A 21,544-nucleotide genomic window follows, 5' to 3' on the forward strand; every position below is an offset into this window, starting at 1 on the left:
TCACCTCATATGATGTCTAAAAATAACAATGCCTGTCCACAATCCGAATATTATAGCTTAAAACAACAATTTTAGCCAACAACAATCCTGTCATACAAAAAGAGCCACATCCATGGATGTGACCCTATAATCGATTATCCAAAATTCATACAATTAATGAATATTCGTTAATTGTATCCCTGCAACAACATCTCTAAATCCTGGCTCGTTAAAATGAATGACCTTAATCGTACCTGTTTGTTCTAATTCATACAGCTTGATCTTAATATCGTACTTCCGTCCCAAATCGTGGTGCGATAAAGATTCATAAATTTCTGGAAAACAAATAAGTGCCCCATGATTCCGGTCTTGCTGACAAGGCAGCGTGTGTAACACTTCTAGAATTTGATCATGATTCATTTGGAATTCCCCTCTCTGAGTAGAATGCCTTAGACACCTTCATTCTAACAGCTAGTGGTAACGCTTACAGTGATTTAACTCATACCCTATGAAATACTCTGTTTTTGTGTTCAAGCAATAAAAAAAACGGCATTTCTGCCGTTTTAATTAAACCTCTAATCCATGGTCTTCTTGAATTTTGTATAACCCTTCGAGAATCAAATCCGCAGGATCCCGATTCAATAGCAGCTGCATCATCAAGAAATGGATCGGGAATGCACAGGTGTTGTTCCCCTCAATGATCGATGGAAATCCAGCTTCGAACACCGGACCATGCTCTTCATTCCAATCTAGCCCCGCATGAACATGCTCAGGGAACTCTTCTTGAACTGCTGCAAGACATTGCGGAATGAGCACTTGATCAATGAGCGCCTTCGCTTCGTCTTCATTCTCTGGAGATTTAGGCAGCAATTTCCCACCCTTGGTCTTCATCAGCTCCACGAAGAAGGAAGCCATCCATTGTTCCGGCTTATCGCTCGATTGGAATTTCTCGATGAGCTCACGAAGGAAAAATCCGCATACATACCCGTCGTTCGATTCGTCCTTGACTTGATAAATAAAGATAGGGCCGTAAACTTCGTGGTTCAACACCTGTCCTTGGACATCATTGTAGTATCTTCGTAAAGCAACAAGGCCATTATGATGAACAGCATTGACCAATTCCGTAAATTTCTCTGCCGAAGCAGTTTCTTCATTGCTGTTGTTCGTTGTTTCATTGTTTTTGGTTTCATTTGTCATCTTATTCACCCATTATCCATCATATCATTCGATAACTTCGAGCGTCTAGTCCTACACCCGATTTCATGAACCAACAGCGCCTACTTCTTGGCCAAAAAAGCATCGATTTGCTTTTGCAATTCCACTTGTACACGCTTCAGTGAAGGTCCGGCCTCCGCCTCGAACTTCTTAAGCGTCTCCTCGGGATCAAGGACGCCATTGACCAATGCAGGGTAATACTTCGCCTCTACCGTATTGTATTGGCTAAGGTCGTTCTGTACCGCGGAAGGATCGAATTCAAATCCAGTCAAAATATCCTTTGTAAAGCTGTCGGCATCGCGGAGCACGGCATCGAAGTGCTCATGTGTCTTGTCTCCATTCGCATCCGAGCGTTCGTCGACTGGATTCCATACCCACACATAGCCAAACTGCCAATACCCCTTCGTATCGAGCAATTTATATTCCTTGTCACCAACCGACTCCCAATGCTTCCCTTGAATCCCGTAGGACAGCAGATCATAGTTCTCCTTCTCATTGGCCCAATTCATGAACATCACCGCACGTTCCTTGTTTTTGCTGACTTTCGGCACCGCAAGGAAATTCCACTGCTTGAAGTTTGAAATATTAGCCCCTTTGGTCGGATCGAAGAACGTAACGGTTTCCAGATCACCGCCTGGCACATTGCTCTTGAACTGTTGATCAAAGGAAATTCCTGTACCAAACGATCCTTTTGTATCGATTGCCACTTTGCCGCTTAAGAAAGGCTGGAAGAAGTCCTTCGCCGCCAAGATATCCTTATATACAAGCCCGTCCTTGTACAGCTGTCTAGCATCCTTCATCCACGTCAAAACCGGCTCTCGATCCTCGAATAAGTTGTAAACCTTGCCGTCGTTGTTTTTGTAGTACAGCATCAGACTGCTTCCCAGCGCATGCGTAAAACGAACATGGGTATCATAATCGTTCAAGCTGCGCAGACCTACAATGGAATACGTCTGCTGTCCTGTAGTCCCCGCTGCCATAAACGACGCAATGCCAGGCTCCTTTTCCTTCACCTTGTAAGCAAAATCAACTAAATCCTTATAGGTCTTTATCGGCGGTAAGCCCAGCTTCTCGCGAAGGTCTTTGCGTACGATATAGCCGTTGCCTTCCATATACGAGAGCCCGAGCGGTACCGCCATAATTTTGCCACCGTACTTGTTCGCATCCCACATTTGCTGCGGACGTTTCTCCAGCACATTCTTGCCGTATTGGGCAAGCAAGTCGTCCAATGGCTCATAGAAGCCGTCGGCAATCATTTGATTGATGTGAAGCCACGGCGCATCGAAGATAAGATCGATATTCTCTCCAGAAGCAAGCGTCACTTGTGTCTTCTGACTCAAGTCAGCCCATGGTACGAACACGATGTCCAATTTGACATTGATCGTGTCCTTCATTCTTTTTTCCGCCTCTGCAATGACCAGATCCATATCTGGCGGACGGTCCCCCGGAATCATAATTTTCAGTGTAACCGGTTCCAATTTATTGTCTGCTGTCTGATCTCCCTTTGGCGTTTCTGATTCTGATGTTGTTGTTGGCGCTGCCTTCTCATCCGATGCTTTCGAGCAGCCTACCGCTATAGATAGGATCAACAACAATACAAGCGAAAATGAAATCCAACGTTTCATTCGCATTTTTCGTTCCTCCTCATATTTGATCTAACATTATCCTTTAACTGATCCTAGCGTCATGCCCTTAATAAAATACTTCTGCACGAAAGGATACACGAATACAATCGGCCCAATCGTAATACACACAATGGCAAGCTGCATGCCATAGGTCGGAATCATGATGTTGTAGTCCGTTTGGCTTCCACCGACGTAGGACATGGCATTCAAGTTGGACATCAGCTGCCTGATCATCATTTGCAAGGGGTGCAGCTTGTAATTATCGATAAATAACAGCGATAGGTACCAATCATTCCAATATTGCAGCGCATAGAACAGGGCAACCGTAGCAATAACCGGCAACGATATCGGCCATATGACACGGAAGAAGATATGAATGTCATTCGCCCCATCCACGGTAGCTGCTTCGTTCAATTCATAGGGCAAGGAGCGATAATAGGATACAAGGATGAACGCATAGAAAGGATTCAGCAAGTACGGGAGGATAAGCGCCCATAAGGAGTCCTTCAACCCGAGCCAGTTCGCAATGAGCATATAGAATCCAACAAGCCCTGCACCGAACAGCATCGTAAAAAAAGTCAAGAATGAAAGAACATGTCGATACTTCACTTTCGGATGGCTGAGAACATAGGCGAAGGACGCCGTAAGAAGAACACCAAGCACCGTTCCTGTCGTCGTAACGAACAACGTGACGCCATAGCTTCGGAATACTTGATTTCCTGACAAGAGCATGGCGTAGGCATCCAAGCTGAATGACGTCGGAAACAACTGATATCCCGAGGTTTGAATAACTGTTTCATTAGCAAAGGAGTTAATCAGTACAATCCAAAACGGGATGAAGCAGATTAATGCAAAAACGGTCAGTAGCACGTACACAAAACCAAGGAAAAAACGTTCTCTCATTCCAATCACACCTTAGAACAATCTAGAATCTGGATCTACCTTGCGTGCAAGCCAATTGAAGAAAATAACGGCTATAAGCCCCATAAAGGACTGATAGAGAATGATAGCGGAGGACATGCTGAAGTTGCCCATCTGCCGAAGCGCGCGATACGCATACGTATCAATCACATCCGTCGTCGGAAACAATACCCCAACATCCCCGATAATCGCGTAAATCATCCCGAAGTCTCCATAGAATATCCGACCGATGCCAAGGAGCGTCATAATAATGATGATTGGCCGTAACAGCGGAAGCGTAATGTAGATGATTTGCTGAAAGCGGCTGGCTCCTTCCATTTTGGCACTTTCATAATACTCCGAAGAAATACCCGTTATTGAGGCAAGAAAGATGATCGAATTGTAGCCAGCGACTTTCCATACGTATACGAACGTCAGAATAAATGGCCATACACTCGGTGTCAGATACCAATCCACCCCTTCTGATCCAAGGGCAGTTAATGCCTGATTCATCATGCCTTCTGTTGAGCTGAACATCGTCTGCACCATCATGCTGACGACCAGCCAAGAAATGAAATACGGCAAGAATACGAACGACTGTGCCGTTTTCTTGAACCACTTGCCCGTGACTTCATTGAGCAGCACCGCGAGCACGACAGCGGTTCCTAGACCGAACACCAGAAACAGCCCATTCAAGAACACGGTGTTCCACGTCACACGCAGCCAATCCTTGCTACCGAAGAAAAACTCGAAATTTCTAAACCCTACCCACTCGCTTCCGAACAGCCCATCAGAAAGCCGATAGTTCTGAAACGCCAGCAAATGCCCAATCATAGGCGTATAAGCAAATATGAGTAGGAATAGAATGCCTGGCAGTGCCAGCAAATACAAATACCGATTCTTCACGATTTCGTAGATAAAACCGTTTCTTCCTGTTTTAATGCTCCTCAATGACTGCCCCCCTCTATGTCCATGTGATGATCGTCTGTCGGAGTTATCGTAACAGTCGCCAAGTAGTCACGGATAGTTCTCAATGTCCGAATGAAGTTCTCTTGCGGCGGCTGCATAGGTCACCATTAGCCCAGTCAGGTTCTATATCCGTCCGTGAACCCTGCCTGCAATTCAACCGCTTGCTTCGTTGGCGTCTGGCTGTTGATATCGATACTGCGCTGGCGTCATGCCGGTTGCCTTTTTAAAAGCCGTAAAGAAATGGCTCTTCGTCAGGAAACCCGCCTGCTGTGAAATCTCAGCAACGCTCATATCCGAATGTTGAAGCAATTCCTTCACCTTCTCAATCCGCATATTCAGAATGTAATTGGATAATGAGACACCATACTGATCAAGAAACAATTGGCGTACATACTTGGCAGATAGTGCAATGTGATCGGCGATATCATCCACAGACAACCTTGGATCGTAAATGTGACACTGAATATATTCAATCACTTCCTCGACGTTCTTCCCTTTGCGATTCAAGCTTTTCTGGTCGCCGAGCAGGGTGATTATTCGTACAATCTCCTCTTTCATCCATCGATGGATATCTTCGAGCCTCGTGAATTTCTTGAGCGTATTTTCAATACCTTCAATATTGTGCAGCGAAGTCCGTTTGCTAAACGCTTTGATGAAGGAGAAGAACAGCAATCGAAGTTGGAATTGACACTCGGCGAATTTCATCGTCTGCAGCCTTGCAAACAATTGCTCCAGCAGGTTAAGAGCGTCCTCCTCCTTGCCGCTGCGTATGGACTGAATGAGGAGATCCAGCAAGGTATCATCCGGATGAATCTGTAAATCTGCGTATCGTTCATGTTCTTGCTCGGTGTATATTTTGTCATCGCCGCTCACGAATTTGAACAGCGTCCATTCGCATAAATCATCATAAATCGAACGCAAATCATCACGAACATGTCTTGAACTACTGCAAGCGATGACGATGTTAAGTTGAACATACTGCATGACCTGACGGCGCATCTCTTGCAGTTCCTCCATCACGTCATCTACCTGATCGGCAACACCAATAAGGATCAACAAATGATCGCTTCCGAAATCCACGACCTCGATGGAACGATCCTTGCAGCTAAGCATCTCTTCCGCAATATTGCCAATCGCGTATTTCAGCAGTCTCCGGGAGGCGAAATCGTATCGCTCTGAAATCTCGTAGTAAGCATCAATTTTGACAACGACCAGCCTGATCCATTCATAATCGAGGATCTTGGATTCACGAGCCAGAGCCTCTCTTGCCTGGTCGCCCAATCTACCCTGCAATACCCATTGCCGCAAATATTCCGTCTTAATCAGTGTGTAGTGATCGCGTAATAGCATAACGCTTTGTTGAATTGCATCATAGTCGCTCTTGGCACGGATCCGCAGCTTGCCATGGATTTGATTCGCCAGCTTCCTAAGCGGCTTAAAGAAGATATGCGAATTCCAGAACGCGGCTAGCAGCAGCAGGATAAGCAGCAGAATAGAAGACAGCAGAATCGCCTGTTGGAAAGCCGTCGCCTGCTTACGGAATTGCTCCATGCCAGACAGAGAATACAGAGTCCAATCCTGGGAATCTAAATCGGCATAATTCACGTAAGCTTGTTCCCCATCAATCTTCAACTCGAAGGAGCCATGACTGGCCGATGTCCTCGAATTCATAACATTCTTCATCATTTCTTCATCCATCTTCCCTAAAATCACCTGTCCCGACCGATCCATCAGTGTCACTTGATTATCCTTGCCGCTTCCTCTTGAGATGAGGTACTGCTGCATGGCGCCTTTATTTAATCGAACAACCAAATATCCATATTGCTCTTTCTTGACATAAGAAGGCGGAAGCAGCAATGTCAGATACGATTGACTTCCTACTGCATGGTGCGCATACCGCAATAAGGACGGATCCTTCTGCTTCACTCGTTCCAACATGGTCTGATCCGTAAATTCTTCAAATGGAAGAAGACCCACATCGAAATCGATCACTTTCTCCCTGCGCATGTTAAATAAGTAAGCGCCTTCAAAAAAGGATTCCTTGGATAAATATTTGGACAACGTCTGCAGTGCTGCTGCATCCAACAAGGGATCATCCTGCTCTGAATACATCCAGTTCTGAATCGTCTGATCCTCATACATATTCAAGCTGTACCATTTCAGCTTAGCCAGGATGAATTCCGTACGATCCAATGTTTCTTCAATTCGATCTCGGTTGATCGATCCAATCTGAGAGGAGGCATAATCTTCGAATCGTTGGATCAGAAAGAATGAAAATGGGATGATAATGAGGATGATAAAGATACCGCTCCACACAAAAATGCGCAAATACGTGGATTTGAACATAAGCCGATCGCTCCCCCAACCTTTACAAGGATCATGGTACTGAGCAATATTATAGCCCAGCCCCATTGTCTTGCCCAGTTCTCGTTCGCCTGTCAAGTTCTCAATTGGTACCTGCAAAAAAAATAAAAGACCGCTCCCCGATCGAGTGTCGGGAAACGGCCGCTTCATCGTACTATTTCACTTCCATCATTCATCCTATCTCACCGTGATGACGACATTTCCCTTTTTGTGCCCTTTGTCCACATAACGATGAGCTTCGGGAATCTGCTCCAGGGCGTAGCGTCGATCGATGACCGATTTGATCTTCCCTTCCTCTACAAGTGTTTTAAGGTAGATTAAATCTTCCGTAAGCACCTTCGCGATGCCCTGCCCATCCACGGTAATGAATACCCCGTTCGGCTTTAACGCCTTCTTACAGTTTGCTTTGGAGCTCTTCCCAACGGCATCGAAGATCACATCGTAACGCTCTTCTCTCTGCGCAAAATCCTCTTTCCTATAATCGATAACATGATCAGCTCCCAGAGACTTCACCAATTCGAAATTTGCCGAGCTGCATACCGCAGTCACCTTAGTCCCCATAACCTTCGCGATCTGTACTGCGGAAGTCCCTACTGCTCCAGAAGCCCCATAGATCAGCACTTTTTGACCTGGCTTTATTTTTGCTTTTCTAAAAAAATGCAATGCGGTCGTTCCCCCAAAAGAAAGGGCTGCGGCTTCCTCATAGGTCGCATTCGTTGGCTTTAAGGTTACGTTACCCGCTTCGGTAAAACAAATATACTCCGCATACGCACCAAATCTCATCCCACTTATCGCATAGACCTGATCACCTATTTTGAATCGCTTAACATGTTTGCCTATGGCTTCAATCTCCCCGGCGAACTCTACCCCTAGAATCTTATTTCTAGGTTTGGTGATCCCTAAGATTAGTCGCATGGGGATCCAGAATAGAATCGGGCTTTTGAAGCTTCGTACACGAGTGTCGCCTGACGTTACGGTTGTTGCATGAATTTTCACCCGGATTTCATGATCCTTGGGCGTAGGCTTCTCGACCTCTCTAAGCTCCAGAACCTCTGGTGATCCATATTTGGTACATACTATCGCTTTCATGAGTTTCCTCCAAACCTCAATTTGCAATTAGTATATCGAGCATAAGGTATTGTCATATAGCTACTAAAGTATGGTTTTACAACAAATCCAGCTCGCGCGCACGTGCTACCGCTTCGGTACGCCGCTTGACCTGCAGTTTGTCAAAAATAATCCGGTTATGCCCTTTGACTGTCGTAAGTGCGATGAACAGCCGCTCGCTGATCTCGCGATTCGAGAGCCCTTGGGCGATAAGGCGCAATACTTCGAGTTCCCTTGCACTCAGCGGCTCTACAAGATGTTGGGGCGGTATCGTTCGATGTCGTTCGATCGCAACCTCAACCTTCGATTCCACCAGTCCAAAAGCTGCCAGCAGCTTACTAATATAGTGCGGCATCGTTCCTCGTTCAGCCACTTCGCACAACAACTGATGCATCAGCATTCCTTCGTCGACAAAAGTACGTATGAATCCGCCGGGCTCGGCCATCACGAGTGCATCCTCAAGGAGTTGTACGGCCTCCCCCTTGTCTCCATTTGCGTCCAGAGCGACCACCTGCAGAACCATCAGTTTAAGCCGTTCATCTCGAAGTCCCTTGGCCTCCGCCTGCTCACGCAATAACTGTAGTATCCTTAGCGCTGCACGGGGTTTCCCCTCTGCAAGTTGCACACGGGCCTGACTTGCGTGCATTGCCAACGGCTGCGGATGTTGAACGGCTGCGGTAAAATTCCCTCGTTCCAGCTGAGCGCGTACATAGAGATTGGCGATCTGCGGAAGGAGATTCACGAACTGCCGCTCTCGAGCTATCTGTTGTGCTTTCGCTGCTGTCGCAACTGCGCTGCTCACTTTCCCTCGCGCGAGCTCCACGCTCGCTAGGAACACTTCGCCTGCAATAGCGTGGTCCGTCTGTTCGAACTGCTGTGCCAGTCGAACACTCTGCTGGCCGTGCCGCATCGCAGCCTCAAGATCGTTCCACTCGTAGCAGATCCGAGCAACGCCCAGATGCGCTTCGCAAGCGACCGGCAGCGGCGGTTCCCCTGCCAACTTCAGAACGTGCTCGTATGTCTCAACCGCGACGTCGAGCTGGTTCTCTGACTCCTGAATCATACCAAGGCCAAGCGTTGCCATCAGAGTGATCATAACATGCCCAATCATTTGGCTATTCGCTAACGCTTCGGCATAGGCGTTGCTCGCTGCACTACGATCCCCCTGAAGCTGATAGGCATAACCCAGCGCCCAGGTCGTCGCTGTACGGACTGGCAGATTAGCCGGGTGCAGATATTTAAGAGCTCGGAGCGACTGTGCCATAATCATGTCGGCCTCGTGCTTGCTGACAGCTAACGTGGCACGGATTGAGGCGATATGCCCGATCAGATCTAGGGTCTTCTCATCCTGTACATTCCCTTGCAGTGCTTGCTCCGCAGCTTGCAGCTTCTGTTCAACGCCTAATGTCTGACCTACTAAGAGTAAGGAAGAAGCATACATGACCCATAGGGACGGCATGGCATCTAATGTCTCACGCGGCAAACCGCTAAGCCAATGCAAGACAGGCGCTACCGCCCCACGGAAAATCAGGGGCATGCCATTTCCTTCTAGCAATCGAGTGGCCAGCGACGTATCTCCAGCTGCCGTTGCATGGTGAAATGCTTCCATCGCATACCCATGCTCTTCATACCACCTGCTAGCACGTCTATGATATGCTGCCACGCCTCGATCATGATCCTCTTCTTCCAAGGCACTGCTCTGCGCCACCAACCGTCTCCGCAACAAATCTGCAAAGAGATGGTGGTAACGATACCACTTCCGTTCGTTGTCCAGCGGCACAATAAATAGATTGGCCCGCTCGAGATATGCTAAGGCTTCTTGTCCTGATTCTGCGATGATCTGTTGTTCCTGAACACCTCTATCCAGCACGGCATCACACAGGGTCCCGCACATTCGGTCAAGAATCGAAGTATGCAGCAAGAAATGCTGAATCCTTTCGGGCTGCTTCTGCAGCACTTCTTCAATCAAGTAGTCGAGTACGAAAGGATGGCCGCCACTGAAGGAATGGATGATACTGTCGGGATTTCCCTGCCCTTGCATGGACAATGCAGCTAATTGCAAGCCGGCAGCCCAGCCTTCTGTCCGGGAGAGGAGGAGGGCAACATGGTCCGATGAAAGCTGTAACTTCATCACCTGGCTTAGGAATTCAGCAGCTTCGGAAGACGTGAAACGCAAATCAGACGCACGCACTTCTATTAACTGGTTCCTGACACGCAGCCGTGGCAAAGGTAAATGGGGATCCTCACGCGTGGTAAGGACCAAATGCATCTGTGGTGGCGTATGTTCCAGTAAGATGGCGACTGCATCTTTAACTTGATCTGATGTGATTAAGTGATAATCATCAAGAACGAGAACGAAAGAATCTGATATTACCATCATTTCATTGATCAAAGCCGTTATCATCGCTTCGGGTGACGGCAGCTGAGGCGATTGCAGCCAGCCTACGCCTTCTCCTAGATTCGGCGCTACCTCTCGCAAGGCAGCAATAAGATAATTCAGAAACCGCGCAAGGTCATTATCCCCCTCATCAAGCGAGAGCCATGCCGTTGGTTGTGGATATGCAGCCAGCCATTCGCTGACTAGCGTTGTTTTACCATAGCCGGCGGCAGCAGAGATCAGCGTCAGCTTGCGCTCAGCGCCTTCGTTCAATCGCTCAATCAGCCTTGGCCGAGTGACAAGACTAGCTCGGAGCGGAGGGATATAGAGTTTGGTTGAAATGATAGGGATCGACATCCGAGCCTCCGTTCTACGCCCTCTAATCCAGCGATGTGATCTATTTTATGATTATGTTCGACGATATCACGGTATATCCTTTTCGAATGGGATGAAGCATCGTATAGAAAAAAGCCACCCAAAGGTGGCTTTCGTCGTCATTAGCGCAGGGAATCTATTCCTCGAACTCCCATGCCGGATTCCAAACAATTTCCCATAGGTGACCATCTGGATCTTGGAAATGGCCTGAGTATCCTCCCCAGAAGGCAACATGTGCAGGGTCCGTGATGACCGCACCTGCCCTCCCGGCAAGTTCCATGATTCGATCCACTTCTTCTTTACTGCCAACATTATGACCGATTGTCAATTCGGTCGAGCTAGGCGTTGATAAGGGAACCTTCGTCTCGTGCGCGAGATCTCTGCGATCCCAGATCGCTAGCTTCAACCCCGCCTGCAAGTCGAAAAATGCGACCGCTCCATGTTCGAACTCCCTCCCGATAATCCCTTCTGTCGGGAACCCCAATCCGTCCCGATAGAAAGTCAATGATCTTTCCAAATCATCTACGCCTAAGGTGAGTACGGTAATGCGTGGTTTCATCATTTCATTTAACCTCCATCGAACGATTTCATGTCATGCTCGCTTTCATTATCGCCTATCCCATTCTTTATGAATTGTAAAAAACGGACATCATTATTGGAACACTTGATTCGGTACCAACCCGTAATAACGTTTGAAATGGTGAATAAAATGCGATTGATCATAGTATCCGTATTGGACGGCCATATCTGTAAAACGGGTTGTTGTATCTCTTTTATATATCCCCTGCAGGAGACTTTGAAATTGAATGATGCTTAGCAGCTCTTTCGGGCTGACCCCCAGTTCTTTCTGAAAGATTCTCCGTACATTTCTTTCACTGTAATTCAGTTGATCCGCAAGATCGCGAACGGACAGCATACCTTGGCTCGCCACCATGTACTGCATGCTTGCGAGTAGTCGTTGATCACAGTAATTCTCGCAGCGATGCAACTGTTGTAACAATCGATGCTCAACCACTTCAACCATGTCCAATACATCATGCACAGATTGAACTTCCTCTACGATCCATTTCGCTTCGCTTCCCCACAGGTCTTCGAGCGGCACACGATTTCCGTTCATCTCTGACACGGGATATTTAATAAATCGGCGGACTTGATCTGCGAAGAAACGAATGCCGAATAAGGAGTAATTTCGCGTAAAGCTCATGGTCTCATATGAAGTCATGAGTCCCGTTACAAAGGCGCCTTGGGAAAAGGATGTGGACCTTAGATCAAAAATAATATCAACGCATCCATCCGGTATGATACGATGAAGCTTGCCATGATCCAACAATTTGAACTCCACGGTCCAATAACAAGCGACATAAGGCGTAAGCCCTTTGCTAGGCGAGAACTCCTGATAGCGGTAGGAAGAATCTTGTAACTCATTCTGTAATAAAGGGGGTTGCAGCGGAAAATAGCCCCGCATCATCATCATCCTTCGTTGCATGACATTGCATGAATAAACCTAGTATACCGTTACCGGCCCTATGAGAACAATTATTGGAGCAGCAGCATTAAACACGAAAAAAAACAGCCTAGCGGCTGCTTTTACTGCATTTATGTCCGGCGCATATAGGCACGTACCGTGATCGGCGCGAAGATCGCTACAATGACAGCAGCTCCGATGAGAGAGATCACGAGATCCCAACCCACGGTACCCGCGTTAGTAAGGTCCCGGACTGCCGAGACAAGATGCGAAATCGGATTGATATTCACAAACCACTGGAGCCAGCCAGGCATGGTATTAACCGGAACAAACGCATTGGATAGAAAAGTAAGCGGGAACAGCACAATCATCGATATCCCTTGCACGCTGGAGGCCGTACGGGCAATAACGCCGAAGAACGCGAAAATCCAGCTAATCGCCCAGGAGCAGAAAATCACAAGAAGCGCGGCGATGGCGACGTTGCCAAGGCCTCCAGCCGGATGATAACCCATAAGATATCCCATTGTAAAAGTGAGCACTGTCGCAATCGTATAGCGGATTGTATCTGCCAAGAGGGCTCCAGCTAGCGGTGCAATTCGTGCAATAGGCAGTGACTTAAATCGATCGAACACGCCTTTATCCATGTCCTCACGCAGCTGTACACCTGTCACGATCGAGGTCGTGATCACCGTCTGCACGAGAATGCCGGGAATGATGACGGGCAAATAGCTCACGACGTCACCGGAGATGGCTCCGCCAAAGATATAGGTAAACATCAGCGTAAAGATAATGGGTTGCAGCGTAACATCGAACAATTGCTCCGGCGTGCGTTTAAGCTTAAGCAGACCTCGATAGGCCATCGTTAACGAGTGGCGTACAGACTGACCAAAACTCGTGTAGTTTTTTAGTTGCCGATCTACACCTGGCTTAATTGACGAGCTACTCATGCTCTTGCCACCTCCACTTTGTTCGATTCCTTAGGTGCCTGCGGTACCTCTTCCTTCGCACCATGACCCGTAATCGTTAGAAATACCTCGTCAAGGGTCGGCTTCTGCACACTCATCTCGGCCAAGTGAATCCCTTCCGAACGGAGTGCGATAAGCAGATCTGTAACCAGATCGGCGTTCGCCATAGGTGCCGTAATCTTGCCCGCTTCGGACGACACATTAGACTGGACCTTCAGCACCTGTTCAACGATCCGACGGGCGTCATCGATATCCTGAGGATTCTGGACTCTCAAATGTAATGACGAGGTACCTACGGACGCTTTCAGTTCATCCGCTGTACCCTCGGCGACGACTCGGCCATAATCGATAACCGCGATCCGATCTGCCAGTTGGTCCGCCTCTTCAAGGTACTGCGTTGTGAGCAAGACGGTAGAACCCGTATTCACCAACCGACGAATCGTATCCCACATCTGTGAACGCGTACGTGGGTCAAGCCCCGTAGTCGGTTCATCCAAGAAAATGAGCGGTGGCTGTGCAATGAGGCTCGCCGCCAGATCTAACCTCCTACGCATACCGCCTGAGAAATTTTTGAGCGGCCGTCTCGCAGCCTCCGTCAATCCGAACTCCTCCAGTAGCTCCGCTGCTTTACGCTTGGCCTCTGCGCGCCCGAGCCCGAGCAATCGAGAGAAAATGATCAGGTTCTCAGTCGCGCTAAGCGACTCGTCAACGGAGGCGTATTGCCCTGTGACGCCGATCAATTGACGGACGATCTGCGATTCCTTCTGCACATCGTGTCCGAAGATGCTTGCCGATCCCGCATCCGGTCGAAGCAGCGTCGCCAGCATGCGAATGGTCGTCGTTTTCCCTGCTCCATTCGGCCCAAGTACGCCGTAAATCGATCCGGCACGTACATTCATGTTGACACCATCTACCGCGCGATTATCGCCGAACGTTTTGACGAGTCCACGTGCTTCAACGGCCCAATCGCCGTTATTTGGCTCTATTTTTCTATAATCCATCGTAATTCCTCCCATACAACTGATGATGTAGTGATGTTAACACCTCTTTTTAAACAGAATATAAACGGAGATTAGAGCTAAAAAGCAAAATACCGCCAAAGCTTGATCACCCCTAGCGGTTTCACATCCGTATCTATTGAATTATGCTTCCTATCCCTTAATCGCACCATCGGCCATGCCCTTAATCCACAGTACAGATCCATCGTTTACCGCAAGTTTATTGAGGGCTACGACTTCGCCAGTCTCGTTTTCTAAATAATAATTCACACTACCAACCATGACAACGAAACTCATCGAAAGCACGATCGCGATGAGGATGATTCGACAGATGCCTTTCAGTTGATCTCGATCGCGTCTCACCAAACGCTGTGCCCAAAATCCGACCGCAGCCCCCATGGAGTTAATCAGGATATCGTCGATATCGAAGGCTCCTAACTGTGTAAGCATTTGAATAATTTCAAGAATCGTAATAGACAGCACGAATAAAGTAATGAACCGAATAAAATGACAACGGTACAGAAGTGGGATGACAGCCCCAAAAGGGATAAATGCTACAAAGTTCCCCAATTCAAAAAACCAACCATCAAAGCTTCTCCCCATTGGAAAGTGCAGCGGAATTCCTTTAGGGACTAGATCATACCGCAAGCCAGGAATATGATCAAAAGCAATTCTGTTAAAACCTATATACAAGAAATAGAGCGTCAACAGGGTATATAAGACTAACAGGACAATGGTGATTTTACGTAACTTTCCTTGATACATGATTACATCCTTTCTTCCTGTAGAGCGCGGCACAAATGTCTTTGAACCCATTTTAGAGACGAAAGCTTAAGGGTTTGATAAGCATCTCTAAAATTTTTATTAAGATCATGCCGAATCTCACTGGCCGAACACAAAAAAACAGGAAGTACAGACATGGCGTCTCTACTTCCTGTTTTTTGTAGAAGAATCGACTACTTTTTAAGTGGCTGGCTCCTCTACATTAAAACCTTATAAATATCGTGACATTATGACTCTTGCGCAGTAAGTGCATTATCCGGCGCTTTTTGGTTCATGATCGGCACCATGACCAGTGCGCCAATAAGAAATAATAATCCTGCTCCGCTATAGATCGCACTCAGCGAAAAGGCGTCCTTTAACGCGCCAGCGAAAGACATCGAAACGACCATCATGCCAACGAACATCGGATTCAGAACCCCATTCACCCTTCCTACAATGGAAGCATGGGACCATTTCAGAATCATCGTGCTGATCCCGATATGAATACAAGGGAAAACAAGCCCATTCAGAAATTGAACGGTCAGCGTGACCGGAACGCTCGTCGAATACCCGACAATGACTGTGCAAACCGCGCCTGCCAACATGCCAATTGCAAGAAGTAACTGCGGTGGAACCCGCTTCGCAAAAGAGGCAACGATCCCGCCACCGATCAGCATGGCCACGCCATTCACGATCAGCAGGTATTGCAGGAACTCCTTGCTCTTGCCCAGCCGCTCCGTAACGATGAATAGGTTGAGCGCTTGGGCTACACCAACAGCGAGTCCGGCGAGAATAAACGCGAGTCCGAGCATACGCAGCACTGGGCTCTGCCAAACATAGCGGAAGCCTTCAATGAAATCTTTACGGAACTGCCCTTTTGTAGCGGCCGTTTGAGATTCCATATTATCCTCAGGCAGACGAATAAGGACGAGAGCAGAAAGCAAAAATACGACGCCCATGACAGCGATCGATATTTCAAGGCCAAATGTGCTGTAAACGAAGGTGCCGAGCATTGGGCCGAGTACCATAAAGATGGCCATTAGGGATTGGAATAGCGCCATCCCTTGCTGCAGCTGCTCTTCAGGCACATGATACTTAAACAATCGCATGCTTGAAGGCTGCGAGAACTGCGAAAGAATAGCTGAGATAAATGCGACAAGGTAGACGGAGTGCCACGAACCAAAATGTATGGTCAGAAGTACTGCGAATACCGATACCGCGGATAATAAATCGCACCAGATCATCGTTCGCTTTGGCCGCCAGCGGTCGGCAAATGTACCTCCGATGAACGAAAAAACAAAAATTGGTGCGAATTCTGCCACGCTTATGAGCGAAATGGCGTATGGATCATTGTTTGTTCTATCGGCAACGTACAGAAGGATAGCGAAGTTACGTACCCAAATGCCGATCTGCAGGAGCACGTTGGATAATAAAATCGTCTGTAGAAACCGATTGCTGAGAAGGCTTGGTGCTTTCGTGCTTTTTTCGTGCCTATTCAATCTTTTCAACCTCCATTTTGTTTAAAAAGATGGCCATTTTGAGAAATGGTATGACTGACTGTAATTACGGAGTCCCAAAACTAATTGTTTCCTGTAGCTTCTTCGGGGCTCTGGCCTCGATCCATTATCTTTCATAGAGTTCCTGGCGAATTTCTTGCACCCAATTCAGTTCGTTCTGATAGAAGGATATCAGGTTCACGGAAATCTTATCCCACAAAAACGCTTCACGCTCGTTTCTATGGGGTGAAAGAACTCCACGCTTGATTTTTTCCTGCTGGTACACAAGCTGCATGTTGATCCTGCTCTCATATTGGAGCAATAGTTCATTTAATTCCTCATCGCTTAGCTGATCTGCCCACGCTAATTGAACGAGAAAAGTATTCTTGAACTCCGGAAATTCCGGTTCTGAAAGAACCCATTCCCTCAATCTGGCAAGTCCTGCATCCGTAATATGATATATCTTCTTGGATGGAGAACTCTCCTGATGTTGAATTTCGTTGGTCACATAACCTTCGTCCAAGAGCTGTACGAGAGATTTATAGATTTGATTATTGTTACCGGACCAATACATCGTTGAAGATTCTTCAATAATCTTTTTTAATTCATATCCTGTAGCAGGTCTCCAGCTAAGAAGACCAAGGATTGCAAATTGAATAGACATTATCTCACCTCAATATGTTACTTGTAACATAGGTTAATAATATCTTATGTTATTTGTAATGTAAATATGTAACACCAAAAAGATGACTCTGACGAACCAGAAGTCATCTTATAACGGTTTAATCACGGCGTTTTTCAATGATATTCACCTTACAGCGACCTAGCAAGACGAAAACCGAGATCATCAATTCGAAACGTCGGGTGACTGCGCCGGCGGCACGTCGCCCCACAGCCCCTCTCCTCTTCCGCCCAGCTGCCACCGCGGAAAATTCTATAGGAATCGTATACTTTCGCATCGTATATATCAAAGCACCACTCCCACACATTCCCTAACATATCATAGAGCCCCCACGCATTCGGCAGCTTTTTACCTACTTCATGGGCTTTTCCCTCAGCGTTTTGATGATACCAAGCAATTTCAGCAACCTCGCCGTACCGATATCCTCCCGTACCTGCTTTACACGCATACTGCCATTCCGCTTCTGTAGGAAGACGATAACCATCCGCCTCCCAATTGCAGACAACATGCGCTCCATCCTCACTTATCGAATAACATTCCTGTAGACCCGAGTGCTGAGAAAGCAAATTACAAAATGAAATTGCATCATGCCATGACACATCTACCACAGGAAGCTCAGTTTCGTCGTAAGATTCAACTGTTCTTTGCATGATCGAGAAATATAACCCCTTCGTAACAGGAACCGGAGCAAGTAAAAAAGAATTCACCTGAACCGTCCATGTCCTCTTTATTCGATCGTCCCTTAAATCAATTTCACCTGCAGGAATTTCCACCATTGGATAATCAACCTGGCTGCGCCGTTCGTGTGACACCCTATCTTCCTCCCGTTTCATCTAGCTCTCCTGGTTCGCTTATACTCGTCACCCATTGGTAAACTTTCTCACGTAATCCTCGCAAATGTAGCGATTATCTTCGCCATGATTGGGCGAAATGTTCGCGACTCTGAAGAAGCTTAGACCTACTACCATCGCTAGCAGCCCATATGCAGCGCTTTGGGAATCTTCTACTGACATCTGCTCCGTCCTATTCCCATAATCAAAAATCTTTGCTATCCCTTGGAGATCAGCCATATAGCTCTTGGATACGACTTCCTGCAACTTGCGATCCAATACGGCTTTGGAGAAAAACTGTAGAAAGAGCTTTGCTTGAGCTTCATGCGGGATAAACATCTTTTCAATCCCGTCCAGCTGCGAAACATTGATTCTCTTCTCCGTGTCATCACGATATGGCGGTAGTATATGTTGCAACGTAACGTCAATCATTTTCCCAGCAGTCATTGTATTTTCAATTTCTGACTCGATCTTTAGACCATAATAGGCCAAGAAAGACTTAAAGGCTTCAATCGTCAGGTTATCCTTATTTTTAAAATAATAACTGGCAACTCCCTTCGAACAGTCAGCATACTCAGCAACCTTATCCAGTGTCATGCCATCAATCCCGTGAATGCTAATGCAGGTTAACGTGGCGTTTATGACATCTGCTCGGCGCTTTGGTTCCATTCCTAATTTGGGCATCATTTCACCTGATCCATTTATTTATTCTGAATAGTCAGAATAAATAAAGTCTATACAATGATTGAGCATATTGTCAATTGGTCTGGCTCCACCAAACACAAAAAAACACGCCAATGAAGGCGTGTTTCCTATTTTGACCTTGTCGCTCAGGACTTCAACGAAACCCTGTAATCAGGGTTCTTGGCCCTCCATTCACGTTTTTATAGACGTGGAAGCGATTGCTGATACATTGAAGCCTTTCACGATGAGCCATACCGCTAGAATCATTTCATAAGAGGCTACTGGAATCGCCAACACGGCTCCCCATGTTGACAGTTGAAGAATGATACCGAACATTTCTAACACGGCTGCAAGAAGAATGAGTGTTGCTCCAGCAAGACCCATGACTGCGATAGGCCGGGGAACAAGTTTGGATTGATAGAGTAAATAACTGCACATCAGCGTATTTATGCCTAGCATGAAATTGGGGCCAAGCAAAAAGGTCCAGTCATGTACGGCTTTTAATAATGTGCCTGCAGTTTGAAAAGAGGTTGCATGCGGAGTTGCTGCTTCTACAAATTCCTGACTTAGGGTCAATAGAGACAAGACGCTGACGATACCAACAGTAATGATAACGGCTTCAAGAAGCCTGAAACAAACGTACCCAAGAGCTAAGCTTTCACTGTGCTTTTTGATGAATGGGAACAGCATAATCGAGGTACCGACAGCGGAACAGACCAGAACTAACTCACACAGCGCGCCTAGTATCACCTGATTTTTATGTTCAAAACCTGTAATGAGGTAATTGGGATCTTTTAGAATCGGATCGTATAAAAGAACACCAATGATCGACGAAACCGTCGCAAGTATAAATAGTACTCCTACAATTTTTGCTGCCTTCTTGCTATGATTCATTGGTTTCTCACCCTAATCACGACGTTCCCTTTCTTATGTCCGTTTTCGACATACGTATGAGCCTCAGCGATCTGTTCCAACGAATAACAGCGATCGATGACCGATTTTACCTTCCCTTCCTCAATTAAACGTGTGAGCGAATACATATCTTCCATCTTAAGCTTGATCGCGGATTTAACGGAAAGATACCTCCCCTTGTTCTTAAGGACGCTTTTACTACGTGAAGACGAAATTTTCCCTACCGCATCAAAAATAAGGTCATACGTCTGGCCGCTTTGAGTAAAATCCCCCTTTGTATAATCCAGGACTTTATCGGCTCCCAGCACTTTCACCATTTCCACGTTCGCTGTGCTGCATACTGCAGTGACCTCCGCCCCGAATGATTTGGCAAGCTGAACCGCAAAAGTGCCGACGCTTCCGGATGCCCCATAAATAAGCACTTTCTGTCCGCGCTCAATCCCTCCTTTTCTAAGAAAACACAGCGCTGTAAGTCCCCCGACAGGAACGGCGGCTGCTTCCTCGAAGGTCATATGGGCAGGTTTCATGGCCACAAACCCTTCATTGGCCTTCGCCCCTTCTTCTGGCAGGCAAATGTACTCAGCATAAGCGCCAAATCCAAGGCCGGTGTATGCGAAAACAGGGTCGCCCTTCTTAAAACGTGTCACGTCCTTGCCGACTGCTTCAACCTCTCCTGCTAGCTCAAACCCCAAAATGGTTGCCTTCTTCGGCCTGAAAAGTCCGTTGAAAAGTCTTGCCGCAACGGGATCGGCCTTTCTCATGCGCCAATCCGCTGCCGATACGGTCGTCATATGGATCTTGATTAATAGTTCATGATCCTTAGGCGTCGGCTTCTGGACCTCTTTCATTTCAAGCACATGCGGTGGTCCATATTGTTCGTAGACGATGGCTCTCATGTCGCTCCTCCTCATTAATTAATTATTGAACTGGATCTTCCTCGTAAGCGAAGACGTCCTCCAGAGGCATCTGGAACACGCGTGCGATGCGAAAAGCTAATTCTAACGAAGGCGAATATTTTCCCTTCTCAATCGCTACGATCGTCTGCCGTGTCACCCCTACTTGGTCAGCGAGCTGTTGCTGGGTCATTTCGTTATGGTTGAATCGCAAGCTGCGAATATGATTGCTAATGTGACTTTGGCCCATCTTATACTCCTTTCCGATAGTGATAAAGCCGCGTAACGCTGCTGGCAACATCGGAAATGAATCCTGAGAAAATCAAAATGACGAACATAACGGAAGGCGTCATTCGCAGGACTAATGAACCCATCGCGAGCAGAAATCCGAGAATGAAGACGAAATAAGACATTCTCATGGCCTTCAATTCGATCAACTTGTCGAGCTCGTCAGCGAAGGAAGGTTCCACTTCTTTCGTCGCAATCCGGTTAATGATGATGAATACGATCTCAATGATGACTTTGGCCACGATCGTTACCGGAATGAGGATTAAAATAACGGCACCCCAGAAACGGAAAAGCTCCGCCCCCGCCAGATTCGCATCCTTGTACCTGAGGTACACAGCCCCACAGTAGGATCCAAAAATCAAAATCGTGCTGATTAGCGATACAATATTTTTCTTCTCTTGATAGGACATGGAACATCTCCTCTGCTAATCTCTCTGTATATTAGTAAATTCTTCCATACACAATGTAACATTAAGGATACACCATGTCAAATATTTTTTACATCACTAATTCTCCAACTGCGCGTGGAACGCTTGGGATTGGTTCGATGGGGGCGAACCCCAGTATTTGCCCCCTATCATGGGTCCATCAAACAAAAAACACGCCCGAATCGGCGTGTTTTTTTTGTTTGTTATGGTGGAAGCGGCAACAGATTTCT

General features: G+C 47.0%; 21 protein-coding genes. All 21 read right to left on the reverse strand.

From position 1 onward, the window contains the following. Positions 1-153 precede the first annotated feature (153 nt). Positions 154-399, reverse strand: coding sequence for a hypothetical protein (locus ACFQZR_RS22365; RefSeq protein ID WP_379350033.1), 246 nt, complete (start codon positions 397-399; stop codon positions 154-156). A gap of 147 nt (positions 400-546) precedes the next feature. Continuing rightward, positions 547-1,176: a hypothetical protein gene (locus tag ACFQZR_RS22370; protein WP_379350035.1), complete on the reverse strand. Its 630-nt coding sequence runs from the start codon at positions 1,174-1,176 to the stop codon at positions 547-549. Positions 1,177-1,256: 80 nt separating this feature from the next. Next, positions 1,257-2,825: an extracellular solute-binding protein gene (locus ACFQZR_RS22375; protein ID WP_379350037.1), complete on the reverse strand. Its 1,569-nt coding sequence runs from the start codon at positions 2,823-2,825 to the stop codon at positions 1,257-1,259. Between the two features lie 30 nt (positions 2,826-2,855). Next, positions 2,856-3,722 (reverse strand): carbohydrate ABC transporter permease, encoded by an 867-nt coding sequence (locus ACFQZR_RS22380; protein WP_379350039.1) that lies wholly within the window; start codon positions 3,720-3,722, stop codon positions 2,856-2,858. Between the two features lie 12 nt (positions 3,723-3,734). Continuing rightward, the gene (locus ACFQZR_RS22385) at positions 3,735-4,670 is read right to left on the reverse strand and encodes an ABC transporter permease (RefSeq protein ID WP_379350041.1); all 936 of its coding nucleotides are present in this window, start codon (positions 4,668-4,670) and stop codon (positions 3,735-3,737) included. A gap of 171 nt (positions 4,671-4,841) precedes the next feature. Next, positions 4,842-7,202 carry an AraC family transcriptional regulator gene (locus tag ACFQZR_RS22390; protein ID WP_379350043.1) on the reverse strand — a complete coding sequence of 787 codons (2,361 nt, stop codon included), beginning with the start codon at positions 7,200-7,202 and terminating at the stop codon, positions 4,842-4,844. A 27-nt stretch (positions 7,203-7,229) separates the two neighbouring features. Then, positions 7,230-8,141 carry an NAD(P)-dependent alcohol dehydrogenase gene (locus tag ACFQZR_RS22395; RefSeq protein WP_379350045.1) on the reverse strand — a complete coding sequence of 304 codons (912 nt, stop codon included), beginning with the start codon at positions 8,139-8,141 and terminating at the stop codon, positions 7,230-7,232. A 76-nt stretch (positions 8,142-8,217) separates the two neighbouring features. Beyond that, positions 8,218-10,893 (reverse strand): winged helix-turn-helix domain-containing protein, encoded by a 2,676-nt coding sequence (locus ACFQZR_RS22400; RefSeq protein ID WP_379350047.1) that lies wholly within the window; start codon positions 10,891-10,893, stop codon positions 8,218-8,220. Positions 10,894-11,047: 154 nt separating this feature from the next. Continuing rightward, positions 11,048-11,470 carry a VOC family protein gene (locus tag ACFQZR_RS22405; RefSeq protein ID WP_026263818.1) on the reverse strand — a complete coding sequence of 141 codons (423 nt, stop codon included), beginning with the start codon at positions 11,468-11,470 and terminating at the stop codon, positions 11,048-11,050. Between the two features lie 93 nt (positions 11,471-11,563). Then, positions 11,564-12,397 carry a DUF6597 domain-containing transcriptional factor gene (locus ACFQZR_RS22410; protein ID WP_379350049.1) on the reverse strand — a complete coding sequence of 278 codons (834 nt, stop codon included), beginning with the start codon at positions 12,395-12,397 and terminating at the stop codon, positions 11,564-11,566. Positions 12,398-12,507: 110 nt separating this feature from the next. Then, complete coding sequence (locus ACFQZR_RS22415) at positions 12,508-13,323, reverse strand: ABC transporter permease (RefSeq protein ID WP_379350051.1); 816 nt, start codon at positions 13,321-13,323, stop codon at positions 12,508-12,510. Next, complete coding sequence (locus tag ACFQZR_RS22420) at positions 13,320-14,342, reverse strand: ATP-binding cassette domain-containing protein (RefSeq protein WP_379350053.1); 1,023 nt, start codon at positions 14,340-14,342, stop codon at positions 13,320-13,322. Before ACFQZR_RS22420 ends, ACFQZR_RS22415 begins: the two co-directional genes overlap by 4 nt. A 150-nt stretch (positions 14,343-14,492) precedes the next feature. Further along, complete coding sequence (locus tag ACFQZR_RS22425) at positions 14,493-15,104, reverse strand: VanZ family protein (protein ID WP_379350055.1); 612 nt, start codon at positions 15,102-15,104, stop codon at positions 14,493-14,495. Between the two features lie 245 nt (positions 15,105-15,349). Continuing rightward, positions 15,350-16,600, reverse strand: coding sequence for an MFS transporter (locus ACFQZR_RS22430; protein ID WP_379350057.1), 1,251 nt, complete (start codon positions 16,598-16,600; stop codon positions 15,350-15,352). A gap of 124 nt (positions 16,601-16,724) precedes the next feature. Continuing rightward, positions 16,725-17,261, reverse strand: coding sequence for a PadR family transcriptional regulator (locus ACFQZR_RS22435; RefSeq protein WP_379350059.1), 537 nt, complete (start codon positions 17,259-17,261; stop codon positions 16,725-16,727). A gap of 149 nt (positions 17,262-17,410) precedes the next feature. Then, positions 17,411-18,112: a formylglycine-generating enzyme family protein gene (locus ACFQZR_RS22440; protein ID WP_379350061.1), complete on the reverse strand. Its 702-nt coding sequence runs from the start codon at positions 18,110-18,112 to the stop codon at positions 17,411-17,413. A 27-nt stretch (positions 18,113-18,139) separates the two neighbouring features. Then, positions 18,140-18,793: a TetR/AcrR family transcriptional regulator gene (locus tag ACFQZR_RS22445; protein WP_379350960.1), complete on the reverse strand. Its 654-nt coding sequence runs from the start codon at positions 18,791-18,793 to the stop codon at positions 18,140-18,142. Between the two features lie 192 nt (positions 18,794-18,985). Then, complete coding sequence (locus ACFQZR_RS22450) at positions 18,986-19,687, reverse strand: DUF4386 domain-containing protein (protein ID WP_379350063.1); 702 nt, start codon at positions 19,685-19,687, stop codon at positions 18,986-18,988. After that, the gene (locus ACFQZR_RS22455) at positions 19,684-20,601 is read right to left on the reverse strand and encodes an NAD(P)-dependent alcohol dehydrogenase (protein WP_379350065.1); all 918 of its coding nucleotides are present in this window, start codon (positions 20,599-20,601) and stop codon (positions 19,684-19,686) included. Before ACFQZR_RS22455 ends, ACFQZR_RS22450 begins: the two co-directional genes overlap by 4 nt. Positions 20,602-20,623: 22 nt before the next feature. Beyond that, positions 20,624-20,848 carry a helix-turn-helix transcriptional regulator gene (locus ACFQZR_RS22460; RefSeq protein ID WP_018756004.1) on the reverse strand — a complete coding sequence of 75 codons (225 nt, stop codon included), beginning with the start codon at positions 20,846-20,848 and terminating at the stop codon, positions 20,624-20,626. A gap of 1 nt (position 20,849) precedes the next feature. Next, on the reverse strand, positions 20,850-21,296 hold the full coding sequence (locus tag ACFQZR_RS22465; RefSeq protein ID WP_379350068.1) for a hypothetical protein: 447 nt from the start codon (positions 21,294-21,296) through the stop codon (positions 20,850-20,852). Between the last annotated feature and the right edge of the window lie 248 nt (positions 21,297-21,544).

It is taken from the genome of Paenibacillus sp. GCM10027629 (assembly GCF_042676425.1).
Lineage (GTDB): Bacteria > Bacillota > Bacilli > Paenibacillales > Paenibacillaceae > Paenibacillus_K > Paenibacillus_K terrigena.